Genomic DNA, 19225 nt, shown 5'->3' with positions numbered 1-19225 from the left:
ATTCAGTGGGGATCTGTAACTGTACCGACTGCCGGGTCAGCATCTGCCACTTATCAGCTGGCGCTTAACGCGGGTCTGGCACAGTTCTGTACGCCGGTTGATGTTTCGTCAATAAATAACTACCGTGTCGGTGTGGCCACTTCAACAAATACGAGTATCACCCTGGCATCAACCAACACGCAAAGTGTTACCGGTGTTATGTGGCTATCAATTGGGACGATTAACTGATGAATAAATATTATTACTCCCCGTCAATGCGCGGATTTTATCAATCGCAGATTCATAAAGAATACCCTGCCGATGCCGTTGAAATTGATGAAAGCGAATATTTCCGACTCATTCAGGAACAGCAAAACGGAATGGAGATAACACCAGGCACTGATGGCAGTCCCGTACTTACCGAGCCAGTGATTGATTATGTAGCACAGGCACAGCAAGTAAAAAACTCGCTCCGCCTGACTGCTGATGCAGAAATTTCATGGCGCCAGGACGCTGTTGATGCTGGGATAGCAACAGAGAATGAGACTGCTGCTCTGGCAGAATGGAAAAAATACCGGGTGCAGTTGATGCGCGTTGATACTTCAAAAGCCCCCGATATTGTTTGGCCTACACCTCCGGATGGATCGGCCAGCTAATAGCATCTGGCGCGGTTTCTGTATCTACCACAGTGACCGCGTCAATATAGTCCATCCAGGCATTTAGTGATGCCGTTTCGTCAGTTGTCAATTTGCGGCCCATTAGCAACTTCGTCTGCCAGACGACGATTTTGTTTGCGGCATAATCAAGGCGGGATTGTTTTTCTGCATCAGCTTCAATGACCAGCTCCGCGTGTGTTTTTTCTGGTTCTGGTGGAGGCGTGAATTCTTTTCCGTCGTAATTCCACCCGACGCTGCACGGCGTTTCTTCTGCAAGCTCAACCGTAAGGAATTCACTAAATAAATCGCCTTCTCCATCCCATGCAACAATATTTTCCACAACGTTATTTTTCACAAGTGCATATCGTGAAACAGTCATTATGCATACTCCCAGAACTGAATTACCCCATCACCACCAAGGCCACCACTGAAACCGCCGGTCGGGTTGGAAACTCCATTTGCGCCAGAACCTCCAGCGCCGTCTTGCGCGTCAACACCATTCGCATTTCCTCCCCCAACACCTATGGAACCCGCTGAAAACTCACTATCGCCACCATATCCAGAGACTGCGTTTCCAAGTGCTGTGGCGACCGCATTACCTCCTATTGATCCTTTCTTGGACTTAAGCATGAGCAATGTTGTCGTACCGGCATTAGTAACTATGCCTCCATCATTTCCTCGCGACTGGACAGGCAATGACGACGTAGCAGTTGCGAATGCCTGTCCTCTGCCGCCAGTGCATGTTACTCCGCAAAATGACGAACTCCCGCCCTGAGTTGCTGAGGATGACAGTGCAGCGTGCTGACCAATGGTGAAACTAAAATTAGTAATATCAGTAATATTCACCAAAAATTCGGCATAAGCACCAGCAGATCCTCCGGTACCGCACGCAACCTGGCCGCTTGCTGTCGCTGCTGCGTTCGCTCCATTGCCCCCTGCAGCTTGCAGTTTGGCAATTACGAATTTGGTGCCTGCCGTTGGGGTGTAAGTGCCGGAAACAGACGGGGTCTGGATATTGATAAGACGCCCCACTTTCCCGTTTGTTACTAAACCGAGGTTTAAGAGAATGAATATTTCCTCCTTGTCTGGCATTGTTTCGGCTTTTGCCTGGAGGAAAAGGTGTGCTTATTGGCTACGTGAGGGTGTCAACTAATGACCAGAACACCGCATTGCAGAGAAATGCGCTCGATAGCGCAGGATGTGAGCTGATTTTTGAAGACAAGATGAGCGGTAAGACATCCGAAAGGCCAGGACTCAAAAAGGTACTCCGGACGCTATCAGAAGGCGACACACTGGTGGTCTGGAAGCTCGATCGGCTCGGGCGAAGCATGAGGCATCTTGTCGTTCTGGTGGAGGAGCTGCGGGAGCGAGGGATAAATTTTCGCAGTCTGACCGACAGTATAGACACGTCTACCCCGATGGGGCGATTCTTCTTTCATGTTATGGGCGCGCTAGCAGAAATGGAAAGAGAGCTCATTGTTGAGCGTACCCGTGCAGGATTAGCAGCTGCGCGAGCAGAGGGGAGGATAGGCGGCCGCAGGCCAAAACTGACGGATGAGCAGTGGGCGCAAGCAGGGAGATTGATCGCTGCAGGGGAGACGCGCCAGCGAGTGGCAATTATTTACGACGTAGGCGTTTCGACACTTTACCGAAAATTTCCGGTAGGTAGTGGTTAGACATGATGCAGGCCGCCGGTGAATGTATAGGCTGGCAGCCTGCACAATTTTAAAGTCCAACCTGGCGAACGGTCGGGAACTCTGAAACCAGCCACATATCGGACTCTTCAAACATATCCTCCAGCATGCGGTTCAGCTTTTCCCGATCGCTTTTGCTGGCATCGCTATTCAAGCCGTTCGCCTGCATCGGCTTCACCCTCACTTCGGCATCAGGGAAGATCTGGTGCACTCGCTTCGTCAGCTCTGCCAGGATAATCTCTCTGGCTCCTTCAAGTCCCTCTACATTGCGTTTGTCATAAACCAGTTCAACGAACATAAAAGCCTCCGGAAAACCACTGTGGTTGTATACAGTATTTTTACTGTAAAAATAAACAGTGTCAAGGCGAGCGGAGCGCGAAAGGGGGATGGATTTTTGTTACCCTTAGTTACAAATAGAAAAACCCCAGACCGTGAGATCTGGGGTTCTTTTAAAGTGCACGTGCATTTCACGTGCATATTTTTGTCTTTTCTCGGTCTGCGCTCTGTCTGGTCAGAGTCTGTAAGTGGCTGTTTTTATTGCCACTGTCCGGTTGCAGTCCTATCAAAAGTGGTGGAGCTGGCGGGAGTTGAACCCGCGTCCGAAATTTCTACATCCTCGGTACTACATGCTTAGTTTGTCTTTACATTCGCACGCCAGCTGCGGACAGACACGCCACTAACGAACTAGCCTGATTAGTTTTAACGCTTCAACCCCAGGCAGGGCTTCCACGCGATCTCTTTTGGGTTTGACCTCTCTTTGATCCCCGTCTTAAGAGCGGAAGCTAGGGAGAGAGGGCTCAGAGCAGGTTATTAAGCTGCTAAAGCGTAGTTTTCGTCGTTTGCGACTATTTTTTTGCGGCTTTTAACGAGGCAAACCGCCCCTCGGCATGCACCTTGGGTTTCGCAAATCCCGTCGAATCCAGAATCAGCCCCAATAGTGTTGAACTGAGTATACCAGATTTCACTTCCTGGATACCAGCCCGGAACGCTAACTTATTGAATAGTACAATAAGTGTGCAGAATCAACGTCCTGCGTTTTTCATAATGCGCGCTTTGTCCAGCTGCCACTCGCGCTCTTTCAGGTCAGTACGTTTGTCGTGCTGTTTTTTACCCTTCGCGACGCCAACTTTCACTTTGCACCAGGCGTTTTTCCAGTACAGCGACAGGGCGACCACGGTGAAACCTTCACGATTGATGCGTCCGTAGAGGGATTCCAGCTCACGCTTGTTCAGCAGCAATTTACGCGTGCGCGTAGGGTCACACACGTAGTGTGAAGAGGCGACGGTCAGCGGCGTAAAGTTCGCGCCGAACAGGAAGGCTTCGCCATCTTTCAGGATCACGTAGCTATCGCCAATGTTGGCTTTCCCGGCGCGCAGCGATTTTACTTCCCAGCCCTGCAACGCAAGGCCAGCTTCGAATTCTTCTTCAATGAAATACTCGTGGCGAGCACGCTTGTTGAGCGCAATGGTCGCCGAGCCTGGTTTATGTGCTTTTTTCTTCGTCATAAGTGTCGTAAAGCCGTCGGTAATCTGATTTCAAAAAGTCACCTCATTGCGTCCTGTGAGGTCTAACGCGCTATCTTAGCACGAGATGAGGCTTAGCGTTTTTTTAACAGGTGATAAATGTTATTATTTGTCCGTTGTGTGACCATGGGAAATGCTATGCCTCAGATTAGCCGTACTGCGCTTGTGCCTTACAGCGCGGAACAAATGTATCAGTTAGTGAACGATGTTCAGTCTTATCCAGAATTTATTCCGGGATGCACCGGGAGCCGCGTTCTGGAGTCTGGCCCGACGCAGATGACCGCGGCGGTGGATGTCTCCAAAGCGGGGATCAGCAAGACGTTCACCACCCGTAATACGCTGACGAGCAATCAGAGTATTTTGATGCATCTGGTGGATGGTCCCTTTAAGACCCTGATGGGGGGCTGGAAGTTTACGCCGCTGAGCGCTGACGCCTGCCGCATTGAGTTCCATCTGGACTTCGAGTTCACCAATAAGCTGATTGAGCTGGCGTTTGGCCGCATCTTTAAAGAGCTGGCATCGAATATGGTTCAGGCGTTCACCACCCGCGCCAAAGAGGTTTACAGTGTCGCATAAGATTGCTGTAGAAGTGGTGTACGCGCTGCCGGAGAAGCAGTATCTGCAGCGCGTGACGCTGGAAGAGGGGGCGACCGTTGAGGCGGCCATCCGTGCTTCCGGCATACTTGAGCTTCGCAGCGATATCGACCTGACGAAGAACAAGGTCGGGATTTACAGCCGTCCGGTGAAGCTCGGCGATGTGCTGAAAGAGGGCGACCGAGTGGAGATTTATCGTCCGCTGATTGCCGACCCGAAAGAGCTGCGTCGTCAGCGCGCGGAGAAGGCCAGTAAGTAGGGCTTTCTTCCCCTCACCCTGACCCTCTCCCCAAAGGGGCGAGGGGATCAACACAAAACAAAAAAGGTGCTCAATGAGCACCTTTTTGCATTTTTGACACCGGATTATTTGGTCAGGGCAGGCTTGTTGTCGATGTTGGTCAACACACCGGCGCTGCTGAAGGTCAGCGTCAGGGTCTGCTGGGTCGCATCTTCATGGCCCGGCTTCTGACGGAATACATAGAACCAGGTGTTAGTGCCGAACGGATCGGACATCATCGGGGTTCCCAGTGCATAAGCGACCTGCTGTTGTGTCATCCCCACGCGGATTTTGGACACATCGTTAGGGGTAAGGTAGTTCCCCTGGTTGATGTCAGGACGGTAAACCACTTTCTCCAGAGTGGAACAGCCTGCGGTCAACATCAGAAGAACCGCTGCGGCAGCGGTCAGCATTTTACAACGCATAGTGATTTGATTCCTTTTCGGGCCCGAGCAGAACGCGGCTCATATGTAATATGCCGATGATAATAGACCTTGCCCCACTTTGAAACCGGTCTGGCGGCGTTTTTGTTGTTCTGTATGACCCTGAGATCCCGAAAAAGTTTATGCCGCCAGCAGTTCTTTCGCGTTCGCGAGCGTGTTACGCGTGACTTCGCTGCCGCCGAGCAGGCGTGCCAGCTCCTGCAGACGCGCACGTTTATCCAGCGGCTTCATGTGCGTTTCGGTCATTTCACCGTCGGTTTCTTTGCTGACGATAAAGTGATGATGGCCACAGCCCGCGACCTGTGGCAGGTGGGTGACACACATCACCTGCGTGGATTCGCCGAGCTGGCGCAGCAGTTTACCCACCACCGCCGCCGTCGGGCCGCTGATGCCGACATCCACTTCATCGAAAATCAGCGCCGGGGTATCCATTTTACGCGCGGTGATCACCTGAATCGCCAGCGCAATACGCGACAGTTCACCGCCGGACGCCACTTTGGAAATCGCCTGCAACGGCTGCCCCGGGTTGGTGGTGACGCGGAATTCGATGCGATCCGCACCTTCCGCCGTCAGGTGATTCTCTTCAAAGCGAACGTCAATGGTGAAGACGCCGTGCGGCATCGCCAGCGTGTGCATGCTGTCGGTAATGTGCTGGCTTAACTCCTGAGCATAGTGCTGACGAATTTCATGCAGCTTTTGCGCTGTCGCCAGCGCCTGTTCATGATGCAGGCTCACTGCCAGAGAGAGGGTTTCCAGCGAGTCAGCCTGATCGTCAAGCTGCTGCTGCTCGTCCAGCAGAGACTGATAGTAGCCCGGCAGCTCTTCCGGCGTAACGTGGTGCTTGCGCGCCAGCGAGATCTGACGGGAGATACGCTGTTCCAGCTCAAACAGACGGTTCGGGTCGAGATCCAGACGCTCACAGTAGTGGCGCAGTTCGTCACCGGCTTCAGAGATCTGAATGGCCGCCTCTTCCAGCATATCCAGGACGCCAGACAGTTTGCTGTCCATGCCGACCAGTTCGGTAAGCAGCTGACGGACGTTATACAGCTGGCTCTGCAGGTTCACGTCTTCGCCATCCGCGAGCAGGTTGAGCGCATTCTGGCTGGTTGAGAGCAGATGTCCGCTGTTCGCCAGGCGCTTGTACTCTTCGTCGATTTGCTCAAACTCACCCGCCTGCGGGTTAAATTCGTTCAGCTCTTTGAGCTGGTATTCCAGCAGCTCCGCACGGGCGGCGCGCTCCTGGCTTTGCTGCTGGTGCTGAGCGAGCTCGCGGCAACTCTGATGCCACTGGCGATAGTGCTCCGCCATAAGCTGAGTAAGCGCGTACTCACCCGCATAGCCATCCAGCAGCGCTTTCTGCTGTTCGGGTTTAACGAGTTGCTGATGCGCGTGCTGGCCGTGGATCTGGATAAGCAGCTGGCCGAGTTCACGAAGCTGGGAGAGCGGGACCGCCGTACCGTTGATAAAGCCGCGTGAGCGACCGTCGCTGCTGATCACACGGCGAAGTAAACACTCACGTCCATCTTCAAGCTGGTTCTGCTCCAGCCAGCGCTGAGCAGCAGGGGTGTCTTTCAGGGAGAAGCGGGCGCACAGGTCGGCACGGTTTGCGCCCATGCGCACCATGTCGCCCTCGGCGCGGCCACCAAGGCACAAGCCGAGGGCATCAATGGCAATGGATTTACCCGCACCGGTTTCCCCGGTGATCGCCGTCATGCCGCTGTGGAAATCGATCTCAAGCTCACGAACAATGGCAAAGTTGCTGATGGTCAGTTGTGCCAGCATAATTGTTTTCCTGTATGAAAAACCATAACTGTGTTTTCATACAGTATAAACTGGTTTTATATACAGTAAAGTCCTGGATGCAAAATCAGAACAATTTTTTTGACCAGCCAAGCTTCGAGCTTAATGTATTGAAATAGCTGTAATCTTTCGGATGAATCAAATTCAGGTGGTAATCACACCGGCGAATAAGCACATCTTCACCTTCCTGGATCGGCAGCGCTATCTGGCTGTCACAGCTGATCTCCAGGTCGTTACGGCGGTGCGAGAAGCGCAGACGGATCGTGCTGTCGCCGTTGATGACCAGCGGGCGGGCGGAGAGCGTGTGCGGGAACATCGGCACCAGGGTAATGGCGTCAAGAGAGGGGGTCAGGATTGGGCCGCCGGCAGACAGCGAGTAGGCGGTTGAGCCGGTCGGGGTGGAGATAATCAGCCCGTCAGAACGCTGGGAGAAGGCAAAGATTTCGTCGATATAGACTTCGAACTCAATCATGTGCGCCACTTTTCCGGGGTGAAGAACTACCTCGTTAATCGCGGTGCTGATGCGCTTCTGGCAGTCCTGCTGGCACACCTGCGCTTCCAGTAAAAAACGTTTTTCGCTGATATAGTGGCCTTCCAGCACGTCGGCCAGCTGCTGCTGCGCATTGTCCGGGTCGAGGTCGGTTAAAAAACCGAGATTGCCACGGTTGATGCCGATGACCTTGATGTCATAACGCGCCAGCGTGCGGGCCGCGCCGAGCATGTTGCCGTCGCCGCCCACCACCACCGCGAGATCGGCCTGTTGGCCAATTTCCGCCAGCGTGCCGGTTTTGACGCTCTTCAACTGCAGCTCCTGGGCAATCTGCTGCTCGACCATCACTTCATAGCCTTTGCTACACAACCAGCGATACAACATTTCATGTGTCGTTAGTGCGGTAGGGTGACGCGGATGCCCGACGATCCCAATACACCTGAAATGATTATTCATTTTCTGGAGGTCCTTGTGCCTGATGAATGATGACAATCTGTCTTGTTCCCTTGAATCCCGGAAACTGATCCCCATAATAAGCGAAGTTAGCGAGATGAATGCAGAAAAACGCGGAGAAATTCATGAGTAGTAAAGAACAGAAAACGCCTGAGGGGCAAGCCCCTGAAGAAATTATCACGGAACAGCACGATGAAGTTGAGGCTGTAGAGCCAGACGCATCTGCTGAGCAGGTGGACCCGCGCGATGAAAAAATTGCGAATCTGGAAGCCCAGCTGGTAGAAGCACAGAATCGCGAACGCGACAGTCTTCTGCGCATCAAGGCGGAAATGGAAAACCTGCGTCGCCGTACCGAGCAGGACGTTGAGAAGGCGCATAAATTTGCGCTGGAGAAATTCGTCAACGAACTGCTGCCGGTGATCGATAGCCTCGATCGTGCGCTGGAAGTGGCTGACAAAGCGAATCCGGACAACGCCGCAATGATCGAAGGTATCGAACTGACGCTGAAATCCATGCTCGACGTGGTGCGTAAGTTTGGCGTGGAAGTGATTGCCGATACCGACGTTCCGCTGGATCCAAACGTTCACCAGGCGATTGCAATGGTTGAATCTGAAGAGATTGAAGCCGGTAAAGTGCTGGGCGTAATGCAGAAAGGTTACACCCTGAACGGCCGTACCATTCGCGCTGCGATGGTGACCGTGGCGAAAGCGAAAGCGTAATTCGCTATCCGTAGTGCCGGGTAGCGGCGTCCGCCTTACCCGGCCTATAACCTTACTCCGCGATACTTTCGCGCAGGGGTTTAACGGGCAGGACTTTCACCTGCTTGATCATATTGTCCTGCACGTCCAGGATATCAATATCGTACTGCTCAATGCGCACCCGCGTGCCCGCGGCCGGGATCTCTTCCAGCGCTTCCAGAATCATCCCGTTAATGGTGCGAGCCTCATCTTCCGGCAAATGCCAGTTAAAGGCTTTGTTGAGTTCACGAATGTTTGCGCTTCCGTCAATCAGCACCGAGCCGTCGTTTTGCGGGGTGACCTCTTCCGCGAGGGAAGGCGACATTGAGGTGGTAAAGTCCCCGACAATCTCTTCCAGAATATCTTCGACCGTCACCAGCCCCTGGATATCGCCGTACTCGTTGACCACCAGGCCGACCTTCTTCTTGTTGCGCTGGAATTTCACCAGTTGCGTGCTGAGCGGCGTTCCTTCCGGCACGTAGTAAATCTCGTCGGCGGCGCGCAGCATCACCTCTTTGGTGAACTCTTTTTTCTCGGTCATCAGACGGTAGGCTTCGCGCACGCGGAGCATGCTGATGGCGTCATCCAGCGAGTCGCGGTACAGCACAATGCGCCCGTGCGGAGAGTGCGTCAGCTGGCGAACGATGGCTTTCCAGTCGTCATTGATGTCGATACCGACGATTTCGTTACGCGGCACCATGATGTCGTTCACGCTCACCTTTTCCAGATCCAGCACCGACAGGAGCATGTCCTGATTGCGCCGGGAGATCTGCGAGCGGGATTCATTCACGATAGTGCGCAATTCCTCTTTGCTGAGTGCGCTGCTGATAGTGACGTCGGCTTTGATTCCCACCATCCGCATCAGGACGCGCGTCACCATGTTCAGCAGCCAGACCAGCGGCATCATCAGGATCTGCAGCGGTGCCAGCAGGAAGCTGCTCGGGTAGGCGACCTTCTCCGGGTAAAGCGCGGCGATGGTTTTCGGCAGCACTTCGGCAAACACCAGCACCACGAACGTCAGCACGCCGGTGGCAATCGCCACCCCGGCGTTACCGTACAGGCGCATCCCGACGATGGTGCCGAGGGCGGAGGCCAGAATGTTGACGAGGTTGTTGCCGATGAGCACCAGGCTTATCAGGCGATCCGGCTTGCGGAGCAGCTTTTCAACGCGACGGGCGGCGCGGTTACCCTGTTTAGCACGATGCCGTAACCGGTAGCGGTTTAAGGTCATCATGCCGGTTTCCGAGCCGGAGAAATAGGCGGAGATGACCACCATGACGATCAGCGTAATGATCAGCGTGGTGGTAGAGATGTGTTCCAGGGGGAACTCCTTTGTTTCTTAGCCAGCAAATTGCTGTATGAAGCGGCTGCCAAAATAGGCAAGGGTGAGAATGCCCGCACCCGCGACGTTGAACCAGACCACGCGACGACCGCGCCAGCCTTCATGATAATGGCCCCATAACAGGACAATATAGACAAACCACGCGATGATGGAGAGCACTGCTTTATCGATATTCTCCACGCTGAACAGGTTCTTCATGTAAAACAGGCCCGTGCAGAGCGTGAGCGTCAGCAGCACCACCCCCACCTGGGTGATGTGGAACATCTTACGCTCAATGACCATTAGCGGCGGCATTTCATGGTTAAAGGCCAGCTTTTTGTTTTTCAGCTGGTAGTCAATCCAGGCGAGCTGCATGGCGTAAAGCGCGGCGATAATCAGCGTCGCGTAGGCAAAGAGCGACAGGCCGATATGCACCAGCATCCCCGGCGTCGCCTCCAGATGCGTAATGAACTCATTAGGCATAAAGGTGGCGAGGGCCAGATTGATCAGCGCGAAGGTGTAGACAATCGGCAGCAGCAGCCAGCCGCGATTTTTAGACGCGACGATGGTCATTACCGTACAGATCATCAGGCTGACCAGCGAGCCGACGTTGAGGACGCTCAAGTTTTGCACGCTGCCGTCGCCGGGGATGATGCGTGATTCCAGCGCAAAGGCGTGGCTAATCAGTGCGATGACCGCAGAAAGAATAGCCATGCGCCGCCAGCCGCTGTTTTTTTGCAGCAGTCCGGGAACGATCAGCGCGAGGCTGACAGAGTAGGCAACAAGGGCGATCAGTGCGAAAACAGGCATATAGGCATCGACAGTTGTCTTAATAAGAAAGAGAAGCAGTATAACGTTACGTGACGCCTGCTCCAACCGTTGCATAACAACAAAGGCGCCTTCATGTTATACTCCGGCAAAATTCTGTGTATGTGTCGCTCATGGCGGCCCAACGTTTCTACTCAGGCGAGAGACAATGTTTGATAATTTAACCGATCGTTTGTCGCGCACGCTGCGCAACATCAGCGGCCGCGGACGCCTTACTGAAGAGAACATCAAGGAAACGCTGCGCGAAGTGCGCATGGCGCTGCTGGAAGCAGACGTCGCGTTGCCGGTTGTTCGTGATTTTATCAACCGCGTAAAAGAGAAGGCGGTTGGTCATGAAGTTAACAAGAGCCTGACCCCGGGTCAGGAGTTCGTCAAAATCGTTCGTAATGAACTGGTTTCGGCGATGGGCGAAGAGAACCAGGTGCTTAACCTGGCCGCTCAGCCACCGGCCGTGGTGCTGATGGCGGGTCTGCAGGGTGCGGGTAAAACCACCAGCGTTGGTAAGCTGGGTAAATTCCTGCGCGAAAAGCACAAGAAAAAAGTGCTGGTGGTCTCTGCGGACGTCTATCGCCCGGCGGCGATCAAGCAGCTGGAAACCCTGGCAGAGCAGGTTGGCGTGGATTTCTTCCCGTCCGACGTGGCGCAGAAGCCTGTCGACATCGTTAACGCCGCGCTGAAAGAGGCGAAGCTGAAATTCTACGACGTGCTGCTGGTGGATACCGCCGGTCGTCTGCACGTTGACGAAGCGATGATGGACGAGATCAAGCAGGTGCATGCCTCTATCAACCCGGTAGAGACCCTGTTTGTTGTCGATGCCATGACCGGTCAGGATGCCGCGAATACCGCGAAAGCGTTTAACGAAGCGCTGCCGTTAACCGGCGTGGTGCTGACCAAGGTGGACGGTGACGCCCGCGGCGGTGCGGCCCTTTCGATTCGCCACATTACCGGCAAGCCGATCAAGTTCCTTGGCGTGGGCGAAAAAACCGAAGCGCTGGAGCCGTTCCACCCGGATCGTATTGCCTCCCGTATCCTCGGCATGGGCGACGTGCTGTCGCTGATCGAAGATATCGAGAGCAAGGTTGACCGCGCGCAGGCCGAGAAGCTGGCCAGCAAGCTGAAAAAAGGCGACGGTTTCGATCTCACCGACTTCCTTGAGCAGCTGCGTCAGATGAAAAACATGGGCGGCATGGCCAGCCTGATGGGCAAACTGCCGGGCATGGGCCAGATCCCTGACAACGTGAAAGCGCAGATGGATGACAAGGTGCTGGTGCGTATGGAGGCGATCATCAACTCGATGACCCTTAAAGAGCGCGCTAACCCGGATATCATCAAAGGTTCCCGTAAACGCCGTATTGCAGCCGGTTGCGGCATGCAGGTGCAGGACGTTAACCGCCTTCTGAAACAGTTCGACGACATGCAGCGCATGATGAAGAAAATGAAGAAAGGCGGCATGGCGAAGATGATGCGCGGCATGAAAGGGATGATGCCTCCCGGTTTTCCAGGGCGTTAATCGCTTTTGAGATTGCTTTTTGCCCGAAAATGAGTAAAATTTTCGGGCTTTTAATATGACACCCGGGCTCCGTTCCTCGATGGGGCCCGGTTGTTTTATTCACACAAGAGGATGTTATGGTAACTATTCGTTTAGCACGTCACGGCGCTAAAAAGCGTCCGTTCTACCAGGTTGTTGTGACTGACAGCCGTAATGCACGCAACGGTCGCTTCATCGAGCGCGTTGGTTTCTTCAACCCACTGGCCGCTGGCGCAGAAGAAGAAACTCGTCTGGATCTGGATCGTATCGCTCACTGGGTTGGCCAGGGCGCTACTGTTTCCGATCGCGTTGCTACGCTGATCAAAGCAGCAAACAAAGCAGCTTAATCTGTCACGGTGGTCATGATGAGCAATAAAGCACCTGTTGAACCGATCGTATTGGGAAAAATGGGTTCTTGCTACGGTATCCGTGGTTGGCTCAGAGTGTTTTCCTCCACTGAAGACGCTGATAGCATTTTTGATTACCAGCCCTGGTTTATCCAGAAAGGCGGTAAGTGGGAAGAGGTCGAGCTGGAAAGCTGGCGTCACCACAATCAGGACATCATCATCAAGCTGAAAGGCATTGACGATCGTGATGCCGCGAATGCGCTGACTAATTGTGAAATTGTCGTGGATTCGTCGCAGTTGCCACAGCTGGAAGAGGGCGACTACTACTGGAAAGACCTTATGGGTTGCCAGGTAGTCACTACCGAAGGCTATAGCCTGGGGAAAGTCATCGATATGATGGAAACCGGGTCAAATGACGTTCTCGTCATTAAGGCAAACCTGAAAGATGCATTTGGCATCAAGGAGCGGTTGGTCCCGTTCCTCGATGGACAGGTTATCAAGAAAGTCGATCTCACTACTCAAACCATTGAAGTAGATTGGGATCCTGGTTTTTAAATTCTCCGGATAAACGGTAAAAGACGGCGCTATGTGGATTGGCATAATTAGCCTGTTTCCTGAAATGTTCCGCGCGATTACCGATTACGGGGTAACTGGCCGGGCAGTAAAGAATGGCCTGCTGAGCATCCAGAGCTGGAGTCCTCGTGACTTTACTCATGACCGGCACCGTACCGTGGACGATCGTCCTTACGGCGGCGGACCGGGGATGCTAATGATGGTGCAACCCTTACGGGACGCCATTCACACAGCAAAAGCCGCGGCAGGTGAAGGCGCAAAGGTGATTTATCTGTCACCTCAGGGACGCAAGCTTGATCAAGCGGGCGTGAGCGAACTGGCGACGAATCAAAAGCTGATTCTGGTCTGTGGGCGCTACGAAGGGATAGATGAGCGCGTAATTCAAACCGAGATTGACGAAGAATGGTCTATCGGCGATTACGTTCTCAGCGGTGGTGAGTTACCGGCAATGACGCTGATTGACTCCGTCGCCCGGTTTATTCCGGGTGTTCTGGGCCATGAAGCTTCGGCAACGGAAGATTCCTTTGCCGATGGATTGCTGGACTGTCCACACTATACTCGTCCTGAAGTGTTAGAAGGGATGGAGGTCCCGGCAGTGTTACTGTCTGGAAACCATGCCGAGATACGTCGCTGGCGTTTGAAGCAGTCGCTGGGCCGAACCTGGCTTAGAAGACCTGAACTTCTGGAAAACCTGGCTCTGACTGAAGAGCAAGCAAAGTTGCTGGCCGAGTTCAAAACTGAACACGCGCAACAGCAGCATGAACATGATGGGAATGCGTAATACGCTCCCGAATATCAGTTTACCCAGGATAAGAGATTAAATTATGAGCAACATTATTAAGCAACTTGAACAAGAGCAGATGAAGCAGGACGTACCTTCCTTCCGTCCAGGTGACACCGTGGAAGTGAAAGTATGGGTTGTTGAAGGTTCCAAAAAACGTCTGCAGGCATTCGAGGGCGTGGTTATCGCTATTCGTAACCGCGGTCTGCACTCTGCATTCACTGTTCGTAAAATTTCCAACGGCGAAGGCGTTGAGCGTGTCTTCCAGACTCACTCTCCGGTAGTTGACAGCATTGCTGTTAAACGTCGTGGTGCTGTACGTAAAGCTAAACTGTACTACCTGCGTGAGCGTACTGGTAAGTCTGCTCGTATTAAAGAGCGTCTGAACTAAGATTCGCTTAAGCGACATCCTGTTAGAAAGGGCTGGCCGAAAGGCTGGCCCTTTTTTTATCCTATCGCACCTCTCGCGTTAACCCTTTCGTCATAAATCATTTACAATGCTTGCCTCTTGAATGGAGGGGAAGTGGATAACGTACTGCATCAGCATAGCTGGAAACGCGCAGCGGCATTGACCGCGCTGTTCGCGATCCTGCTGATCGTCGTGGCGCCGCTGATCTCCGTCTCGCTGCAAAAAGATCCCATGAGCGCGATGCCTGGCATGCATCATGAGATGAGCATGATGTCGATGGACGAGCATCACGGCGATATACCGCACTCGATGCCTGTCGACCATGCGGAAGCGTGCGGCTACTGCGTGCTGTTAGCGCATGTCCCTGGCGTGATGCTGGCGCTCATCGTCCTGCTCAGCATGGTGCTGCAGAGGCTTCGCGTTAAGCCGCCGCGTCAGGCGGTCAACCACTGGCACTTCTTCCCCTGGCTTTACCCTGATACCCGCGCGCCGCCGCGGCAGTCTGCTTTTTCACAATAAAAAATATCGATAACTTTTTGCCTTAAAAAGGAAAAGTATGACTACCTGCACCTCGCGCGCGGCATGGGGAAACCTGCTGCGTCGCCTTCATTTCTACGTTGGGCTGTTTGTCGGCCCGTTTATCTTCTTCGCCGCGCTGACCGGGACGCTGTATGTGGCGACCCCACAGCTGGAAAACGCACTCTACCGGCACGCGCTCCACGCGGATTCCGTGGGCGAGCCACAGCCTCTGGCGGAACAAATCGCCGTGGCGGAAAAAACCGTTGGATCAGATTTACGTTTGCACGCCGTTCGTCCGGGGCTGGTTGCGGGCGAAACCACCCGCGTGATGTTCGCTGACCCGAAACTTGGGCCATCGGAGAACCGGGCTATCTTTATCGATCCGGTGAGCCTGGCGGTGCTGGGAGATCTGACGGTATACGGCACCAGCGGGATTTTACCCCTGCGTCAGACTATTGATTACCTGCATACGTCCCTGATGCTGGGCGACATTGGGCGCCTCTACAGCGAGCTTGCGGCCTCGTGGATGTGGGTTGCCGCGCTGGGCGGTATTGCCCTGTGGTTTTATACCCGACCCAAACGACGGATCAACAATCGCTTCCAGAACCGGCGTCGGGTGCACGTGACGCTGGGCTGGGTTCTGCTGGGAGGAATGCTGCTGTTCTCCGCAACCGGCCTGACCTGGTCCCAGTGGGCTGGCGGGAACGTGGATAAGCTGCGTGCAGAGATGAACTGGCTCACCCCGCAGGTGAACACGACGCTATCCGGCCAACATGAGATCGTGGATGAACATGCCGAACATCGCGGTCATCACGGTGGGATGATGATGCCGGAAATGGCGATGGATCTGACGCAGTTTGACGGGGTGTTAAGTGCGGCGCGTCACGCGGGGATTGATGCCAGCAAGCTGGAGATCCGGCCGGCGAAAACGAGGGATCGTGCCTGGACCGTGACGGAAATCGATCGCAGCTGGCCGACCCAGGTGGACGCCGTTGCGGTAGATCCCCATACGATGCAGATCCTGGACAGGACCCGATTCGAGGATTTTCCGTTAATGGCTAAACTGACCCGCTGGGGCGTGGATTTCCATATGGGGATCTTATTCGGCCTGGCAAATCAGCTGCTGCTCGTGGCGTTCGGCCTCGCCCTGTGCGTGCTCATTATCTGGGGATACCGGATGTGGTGGATGCGTCGTCCTGCGCAATCGGCAGTGAGTCCGGTACAGACGCTGTGCCAGAGCTGGCTGGCGCTGTCAGAATGGGGAAGAGGCGTTACGGTGATAACCAGCGTGCTGTTGGGGCTGGCCCTGCCGGTAATGGGCGTGAGTCTGGCGCTGTTTGTTCTGGTGGACTGGCTGCGCTGGCGAGCGGCAACCCGAGTGACGCTCGCCGATTCATCCGCTAAATAACCCTATGGCGTGCTGATCACCACTGCGACGCGGCGGTTTTCAGCGCGCCCTTGCGGGGTACTGTTGCTCGCAACAGGGTATTTTTGACCTAATCCCCGCGTGGTGAGATTGCTGCGCGGGATATTTGCCCCCTTCGCCCAGGCGTCGGCCACGGCGTTGGCGCGTTTTAACGACAGCGCTTCGTTGTAGCTTTCTTCCCCGTAGTTATCCGTGTGACCGTCCATTCGCGCGTGGTTCAGGCCGGTTTCCGCCAGGCGAGAGGCCATGGACTGGATCTGCGTTTCACTTTCCGGGCGCAGTCGGGCGTCATTTTTATCAAAGAGGATGGTGTCCGACATGCCAAGCGACCAGTCACCGTTCAGTTCGTTAAAACCGTAAGACTTCATCGCCGCAATTTGCTCAGGAGTGAATTTGCCTTCCGGCGGCGACTGACAGCCTGCCAGAACCAGTGAGGCCAGTACTAACGGCGCGAAGTAACGTTTTAACATAGTGTATCCTTTCTAACTTATTGTTTTCGTACGCTGGTTTTTAACCTGGTACATATTGCGGTCAGCCCTCTCCAGTAATGCTTCCACGGAAGCATTTTCCCACGCAAGAGCAAAGCCAATGCTGAGTGACATCGATGCTTTTTGTCCGTTATGAAGATCAAACGGACGGATAAACTGCTGCGAAAGCGCAGCACAAATGTGTTGAACCTCAAGCTCGGAGTGAACGCCGTACAGCACCATGGCAAATTCGTCTCCGCCAAGACGGTAAGACTGATGACGTTTGTCGCCAAACTCCATCATCCTGCTGGCGACTTCGATCAGCACACAGTCTCCTGCCGCGTGTCCCCAGGTGTCGTTAATAAACTTAAAATTATCACCGTCGAGGAAGAGCAGGGCCGAGTTTGTTCTGGCTGAAGGGTCGTTCATTAATGCCGCAATGCTGTTACGAAACGCCGCGCGGTTGGCAAGACCGGTAAGCGGGTCGTGCATGGCGGTCCGCAACAGCTGAGCGTTCTTCGCCTGAAGCTTCAGTTGCCACTCTTCCATTTCATCCAGAAGACTGTTGAAGTCCTCGCCAAACTGGTGAAATTCTTCGATACGGCCGTCTTTCACCCGGCGGGAGAAGTTGCGGTTCGTGCGTACGTCATGCACGACGTCGGTAATGTTCTGCAGGGCCGTGACCATTCCACGATGCAAAGACTGGGTAATGATGAGCGCGACGACGGCGGCAAAGAGAATGCAGCCGGTCAATACGGCAAACGATGTCCAGATGAAATGGCTGATCAAACTGTCGCGTGCGGTAAGGCGGATTTCGCCGATCGTTAAGCCGTTATGCATGATGGGCTGCGCAACCGGTACGGGGAAAAGCCAGCGACTGACCAGCGCGCCCAGCGTGTCGTTGTTATCCTCCGGGTTCCAGGACCAGTAGGCGAACCGCTTTTTATGCGCGTTAATCACCTCCGCCGCGGCAAACTGCCCCTGTTTGCCCAGGGCGGCAAGCGTTTCGTTGGCCGCCAGCGAGTCGTTGAAAACCAGCGAGGCTTCCAGGCTGTGGCTCATTGTGGCGCCGGTTAATTCGAGATTCTTTTGCGCGTATTGTTTTAACGTCACGACGGAAGCAAAACAGAGCAACAGCCATATTAACGTCATGGTAATAATGACGCTTATCATGCTGTTTCGCCTCAACGTTCTTTTAAACGTCGGACGTGGCGTTGATGTGAAATCTTTATCCATGCTGCTTATTCCGTGCCAGCATTAATACATCCGGATTGACTCTTACGCCACTGCGCGTCAATGCATCCAGGTTGACGGAAAACCGTACCTGGCCGCGATCGATCATCAGGCAAAAGGCACTGCCAATTACACATTCCGGATTTTGCTCTGAGATTAATAGCAACGCTCTGCCCTGATATTGACTTATTAATTCAAGTTGTTTTGCCGGTGATTCAGACCCGAAATATATCGCATCGCACGTCGCGGCCAGGGCTTCCCGATCGTTACGTACAATAACGGGAGTATAGGGTAACTCGTTGTACCCTTCGTCGCCGCTGAGCGCGTGTGTATAGTGAGAAGTGGCATAGACGCAAAGTCTGGGCTGCCCGGATAGTGACGGCCATCGCGTATAGCTCACAATGCCTGAGACAATCGAACGTACCGATTTATCCGTTTCCGTAAGCGTGCCTGCCGTCGCTGGGCCCACCATAAGGAACAGCATTAACACCAGAGTGAGTCGGAAAAAAGAGATCAAGAATAAATTTCTCACCAGAATCCGCCACATCGCTCCGGAAATAGATGTCCTTAAGAGTTGCGGGCAGAATACCATTGTTTATCAGAGCCGTCATTATGTCAGAAATAGCCTCAGGCCAACCTAAGCTAAATCCTACTGTTGTTTATTTTCCGGTGGTTAAAAGCAGACTTAATTGAGTCTGCTGGAACGCATACCTTCATCCATTCCTTTTTGCCATGACGCACGCAGTTTTGTCGCGTTTTCGACAGTATCGCAACTGGCAGGGAAAGATTTGCCCGCTAATCCCCAGGCGTGAATAAACCCTTCTTCGCAGACTCTCTTCTGACCATCGGCATAGCCGCGAAGATATTCGCTACGATCAACGTGGGTGTCGTTAAAACTATCGGCCAGGGTCTGGTTATCTTTAACCGGCAGGCCATTCATGGCGTCTTCTTTACCGGCATCAAACCAGGATGGACTGGTCCAGTCGGGCTGGAAGGTGTAAGGATTGATCTGGCAGCCCGTTAAAAACAGCGACAACAGCGTGAGAGCAATTGAACGCATAGCCATTCTCCTTTTTTCTTCAGCATAGCCTGGCTTAAGAAAATATGTCTGTAATTTAAACTTTACGTTTTTATCGGCTGATTTTTG

At 53.7% G+C, this 19225-nt stretch carries 25 protein-coding genes and 1 other RNA gene; 12 read left to right on the top strand and 14 right to left on the bottom strand.

The genetic code is table 11. The features are described from left to right. The first annotated feature begins 227 nt into the window (after nucleotides 1–227). Complete coding sequence (locus KGP25_RS18180; protein ID WP_282441159.1) at nucleotides 228–635, top strand: tail fiber assembly protein; 408 nt, start codon at nucleotides 228–230, stop codon at nucleotides 633–635. Here KGP25_RS18180 and KGP25_RS18175 read toward each other — a convergent pair. Together KGP25_RS18175 and KGP25_RS18170 are read right to left on the bottom strand one after the other, a co-directional pair. After that, nucleotides 607–1014 carry a tail fiber assembly protein gene (locus KGP25_RS18175; RefSeq protein WP_223539409.1) on the bottom strand — a complete coding sequence of 136 codons (408 nt, stop codon included), beginning with the start codon at nucleotides 1012–1014 and terminating at the stop codon, nucleotides 607–609. The two genes, KGP25_RS18180 and KGP25_RS18175, sit on opposite strands and share 29 nt — an antisense overlap. Then, a complete protein-coding gene (locus tag KGP25_RS18170) occupies nucleotides 1014–1727 on the bottom strand; it encodes a hypothetical protein (protein WP_223539408.1) in 714 nt (237 codons plus the stop codon). Before KGP25_RS18170 ends, KGP25_RS18175 begins: the two co-directional genes overlap by 1 nt. Nucleotides 1728–1756: 29 nt before the next feature. Here KGP25_RS18170 and KGP25_RS18165 point away from each other — a divergent pair, with 29 nt between their 5' ends. Next, on the top strand, nucleotides 1757–2311 hold the full coding sequence (locus KGP25_RS18165; protein WP_023325687.1) for a recombinase family protein: 555 nt from the start codon (nucleotides 1757–1759) through the stop codon (nucleotides 2309–2311). Between the two features lie 49 nt (nucleotides 2312–2360). Here KGP25_RS18165 and KGP25_RS18160 read toward each other — a convergent pair whose 3' ends face one another. The 3 genes from KGP25_RS18160 to smpB all read right to left on the bottom strand — a co-directional run bounded on the left by KGP25_RS18160 (nucleotide 2361) and on the right by smpB (nucleotide 3834). Continuing rightward, nucleotides 2361–2627: a DinI family protein gene (locus tag KGP25_RS18160; protein ID WP_045354872.1), complete on the bottom strand. Its 267-nt coding sequence runs from the start codon at nucleotides 2625–2627 to the stop codon at nucleotides 2361–2363. A 271-nt stretch (nucleotides 2628–2898) separates the two neighbouring features. Next, nucleotides 2899–3262: a transfer-messenger RNA gene (gene ssrA, locus KGP25_RS18155) on the bottom strand. Between the two features lie 89 nt (nucleotides 3263–3351). Beyond that, nucleotides 3352–3834 carry an SsrA-binding protein SmpB gene (gene smpB, locus KGP25_RS18150; RefSeq protein ID WP_008502505.1) on the bottom strand — a complete coding sequence of 161 codons (483 nt, stop codon included), beginning with the start codon at nucleotides 3832–3834 and terminating at the stop codon, nucleotides 3352–3354. Between the two features lie 156 nt (nucleotides 3835–3990). Here smpB and KGP25_RS18145 point away from each other — a divergent pair, with 156 nt between their 5' ends. Continuing rightward, complete coding sequence (locus KGP25_RS18145; protein ID WP_014832955.1) at nucleotides 3991–4428, top strand: type II toxin-antitoxin system RatA family toxin; 438 nt, start codon at nucleotides 3991–3993, stop codon at nucleotides 4426–4428. Further along, nucleotides 4418–4705, top strand: coding sequence for an RnfH family protein (locus KGP25_RS18140; protein ID WP_048029281.1), 288 nt, complete (start codon nucleotides 4418–4420; stop codon nucleotides 4703–4705). Before KGP25_RS18145 ends, KGP25_RS18140 begins: the two co-directional genes overlap by 11 nt. A gap of 104 nt (nucleotides 4706–4809) precedes the next feature. Here KGP25_RS18140 and bamE read toward each other — a convergent pair whose 3' ends face one another. From bamE to nadK, 3 genes are all read right to left on the bottom strand, one after another. After that, nucleotides 4810–5148 (bottom strand): outer membrane protein assembly factor BamE, encoded by a 339-nt coding sequence (bamE, locus tag KGP25_RS18135; protein WP_008502502.1) that lies wholly within the window; start codon nucleotides 5146–5148, stop codon nucleotides 4810–4812. 138 nt (nucleotides 5149–5286) lie between these two features. After that, nucleotides 5287–6948 carry a DNA repair protein RecN gene (gene recN, locus KGP25_RS18130; protein WP_048029282.1) on the bottom strand — a complete coding sequence of 554 codons (1662 nt, stop codon included), beginning with the start codon at nucleotides 6946–6948 and terminating at the stop codon, nucleotides 5287–5289. An 85-nt stretch (nucleotides 6949–7033) separates the two neighbouring features. Then, nucleotides 7034–7912, bottom strand: coding sequence for an NAD(+) kinase (gene nadK, locus KGP25_RS18125; RefSeq protein ID WP_008502500.1), 879 nt, complete (start codon nucleotides 7910–7912; stop codon nucleotides 7034–7036). A gap of 122 nt (nucleotides 7913–8034) precedes the next feature. Here nadK and grpE point away from each other — a divergent pair, with 122 nt between their 5' ends. Beyond that, entirely contained in the window at nucleotides 8035–8628 is a 594-nt protein-coding gene (gene grpE, locus KGP25_RS18120) for a nucleotide exchange factor GrpE (RefSeq protein WP_053076389.1), read from the top strand. Nucleotides 8629–8680: 52 nt separating this feature from the next. Here the strand turns inward: grpE and KGP25_RS18115 are convergent, their stop codons facing one another. Together KGP25_RS18115 and KGP25_RS18110 are read right to left on the bottom strand one after the other, a co-directional pair. Continuing rightward, on the bottom strand, nucleotides 8681–9967 hold the full coding sequence (locus KGP25_RS18115) for an HlyC/CorC family transporter (RefSeq protein ID WP_048029284.1): 1287 nt from the start codon (nucleotides 9965–9967) through the stop codon (nucleotides 8681–8683). 18 nt (nucleotides 9968–9985) lie between these two features. Continuing rightward, nucleotides 9986–10777 carry an inner membrane protein YpjD gene (locus KGP25_RS18110; protein WP_014884879.1) on the bottom strand — a complete coding sequence of 264 codons (792 nt, stop codon included), beginning with the start codon at nucleotides 10775–10777 and terminating at the stop codon, nucleotides 9986–9988. Nucleotides 10778–10943: 166 nt separating this feature from the next. Between KGP25_RS18110 and ffh the strand changes: the two genes are divergently transcribed. The 7 genes from ffh to KGP25_RS18075 all read left to right on the top strand — a co-directional run bounded on the left by ffh (nucleotide 10944) and on the right by KGP25_RS18075 (nucleotide 16360). Next, entirely contained in the window at nucleotides 10944–12305 is a 1362-nt protein-coding gene (gene ffh, locus KGP25_RS18105) for a signal recognition particle protein (RefSeq protein WP_014884878.1), read from the top strand. 116 nt (nucleotides 12306–12421) lie between these two features. Beyond that, entirely contained in the window at nucleotides 12422–12670 is a 249-nt protein-coding gene (gene rpsP / locus KGP25_RS18100; protein WP_003863133.1) for a 30S ribosomal protein S16, read from the top strand. 15 nt (nucleotides 12671–12685) lie between these two features. Then, nucleotides 12686–13225 (top strand): ribosome maturation factor RimM, encoded by a 540-nt coding sequence (gene rimM, locus KGP25_RS18095; RefSeq protein ID WP_032640972.1) that lies wholly within the window; start codon nucleotides 12686–12688, stop codon nucleotides 13223–13225. 31 nt (nucleotides 13226–13256) lie between these two features. Next, nucleotides 13257–14024: a tRNA (guanosine(37)-N1)-methyltransferase TrmD gene (gene trmD / locus KGP25_RS18090; protein WP_008502493.1), complete on the top strand. Its 768-nt coding sequence runs from the start codon at nucleotides 13257–13259 to the stop codon at nucleotides 14022–14024. Nucleotides 14025–14067: 43 nt separating this feature from the next. Then, the gene (gene rplS, locus KGP25_RS18085; RefSeq protein ID WP_002914145.1) at nucleotides 14068–14415 is read left to right on the top strand and encodes a 50S ribosomal protein L19; all 348 of its coding nucleotides are present in this window, start codon (nucleotides 14068–14070) and stop codon (nucleotides 14413–14415) included. A 132-nt stretch (nucleotides 14416–14547) separates the two neighbouring features. Beyond that, nucleotides 14548–14952: a DUF2946 domain-containing protein gene (locus KGP25_RS18080; RefSeq protein WP_223539407.1), complete on the top strand. Its 405-nt coding sequence runs from the start codon at nucleotides 14548–14550 to the stop codon at nucleotides 14950–14952. A gap of 37 nt (nucleotides 14953–14989) precedes the next feature. Next, nucleotides 14990–16360 carry a PepSY-associated TM helix domain-containing protein gene (locus KGP25_RS18075; protein WP_223539406.1) on the top strand — a complete coding sequence of 457 codons (1371 nt, stop codon included), beginning with the start codon at nucleotides 14990–14992 and terminating at the stop codon, nucleotides 16358–16360. Nucleotides 16361–16362: 2 nt separating this feature from the next. On the opposite strand, the gene KGP25_RS18070 is transcribed toward KGP25_RS18075, so the two are convergent. From KGP25_RS18070 to KGP25_RS18055, 4 genes are all read right to left on the bottom strand, one after another. Further along, entirely contained in the window at nucleotides 16363–16848 is a 486-nt protein-coding gene (locus KGP25_RS18070) for an OmpA family protein (protein ID WP_045909260.1), read from the bottom strand. A gap of 12 nt (nucleotides 16849–16860) precedes the next feature. After that, nucleotides 16861–18081, bottom strand: a complete 1221-nt coding sequence (gene dgcN, locus KGP25_RS18065) for a diguanylate cyclase DgcN (RefSeq protein ID WP_045909259.1) — start codon at nucleotides 18079–18081, stop codon at nucleotides 16861–16863. Next, nucleotides 18074–18625 carry a YfiR family protein gene (locus KGP25_RS18060; RefSeq protein WP_198920986.1) on the bottom strand — a complete coding sequence of 184 codons (552 nt, stop codon included), beginning with the start codon at nucleotides 18623–18625 and terminating at the stop codon, nucleotides 18074–18076. The genes dgcN and KGP25_RS18060 overlap by 8 nt, the downstream gene beginning before the upstream one ends. Before the next feature lie 138 nt (nucleotides 18626–18763). Then, a complete protein-coding gene (locus KGP25_RS18055; RefSeq protein WP_045909257.1) occupies nucleotides 18764–19138 on the bottom strand; it encodes a DUF2799 domain-containing protein in 375 nt (124 codons plus the stop codon). Nucleotides 19139–19225 lie beyond the last annotated feature (87 nt).

Origin of the sequence: Enterobacter sp. JBIWA003, assembly GCF_019968825.1 — a bacterium.
GTDB classification, from domain to species: domain Bacteria; phylum Pseudomonadota; class Gammaproteobacteria; order Enterobacterales; family Enterobacteriaceae; genus Enterobacter; species Enterobacter quasiroggenkampii.
Note: the sequence above shows the minus strand (reverse complement) of the source record. Positions and strands in the feature narration are given on the sequence as shown.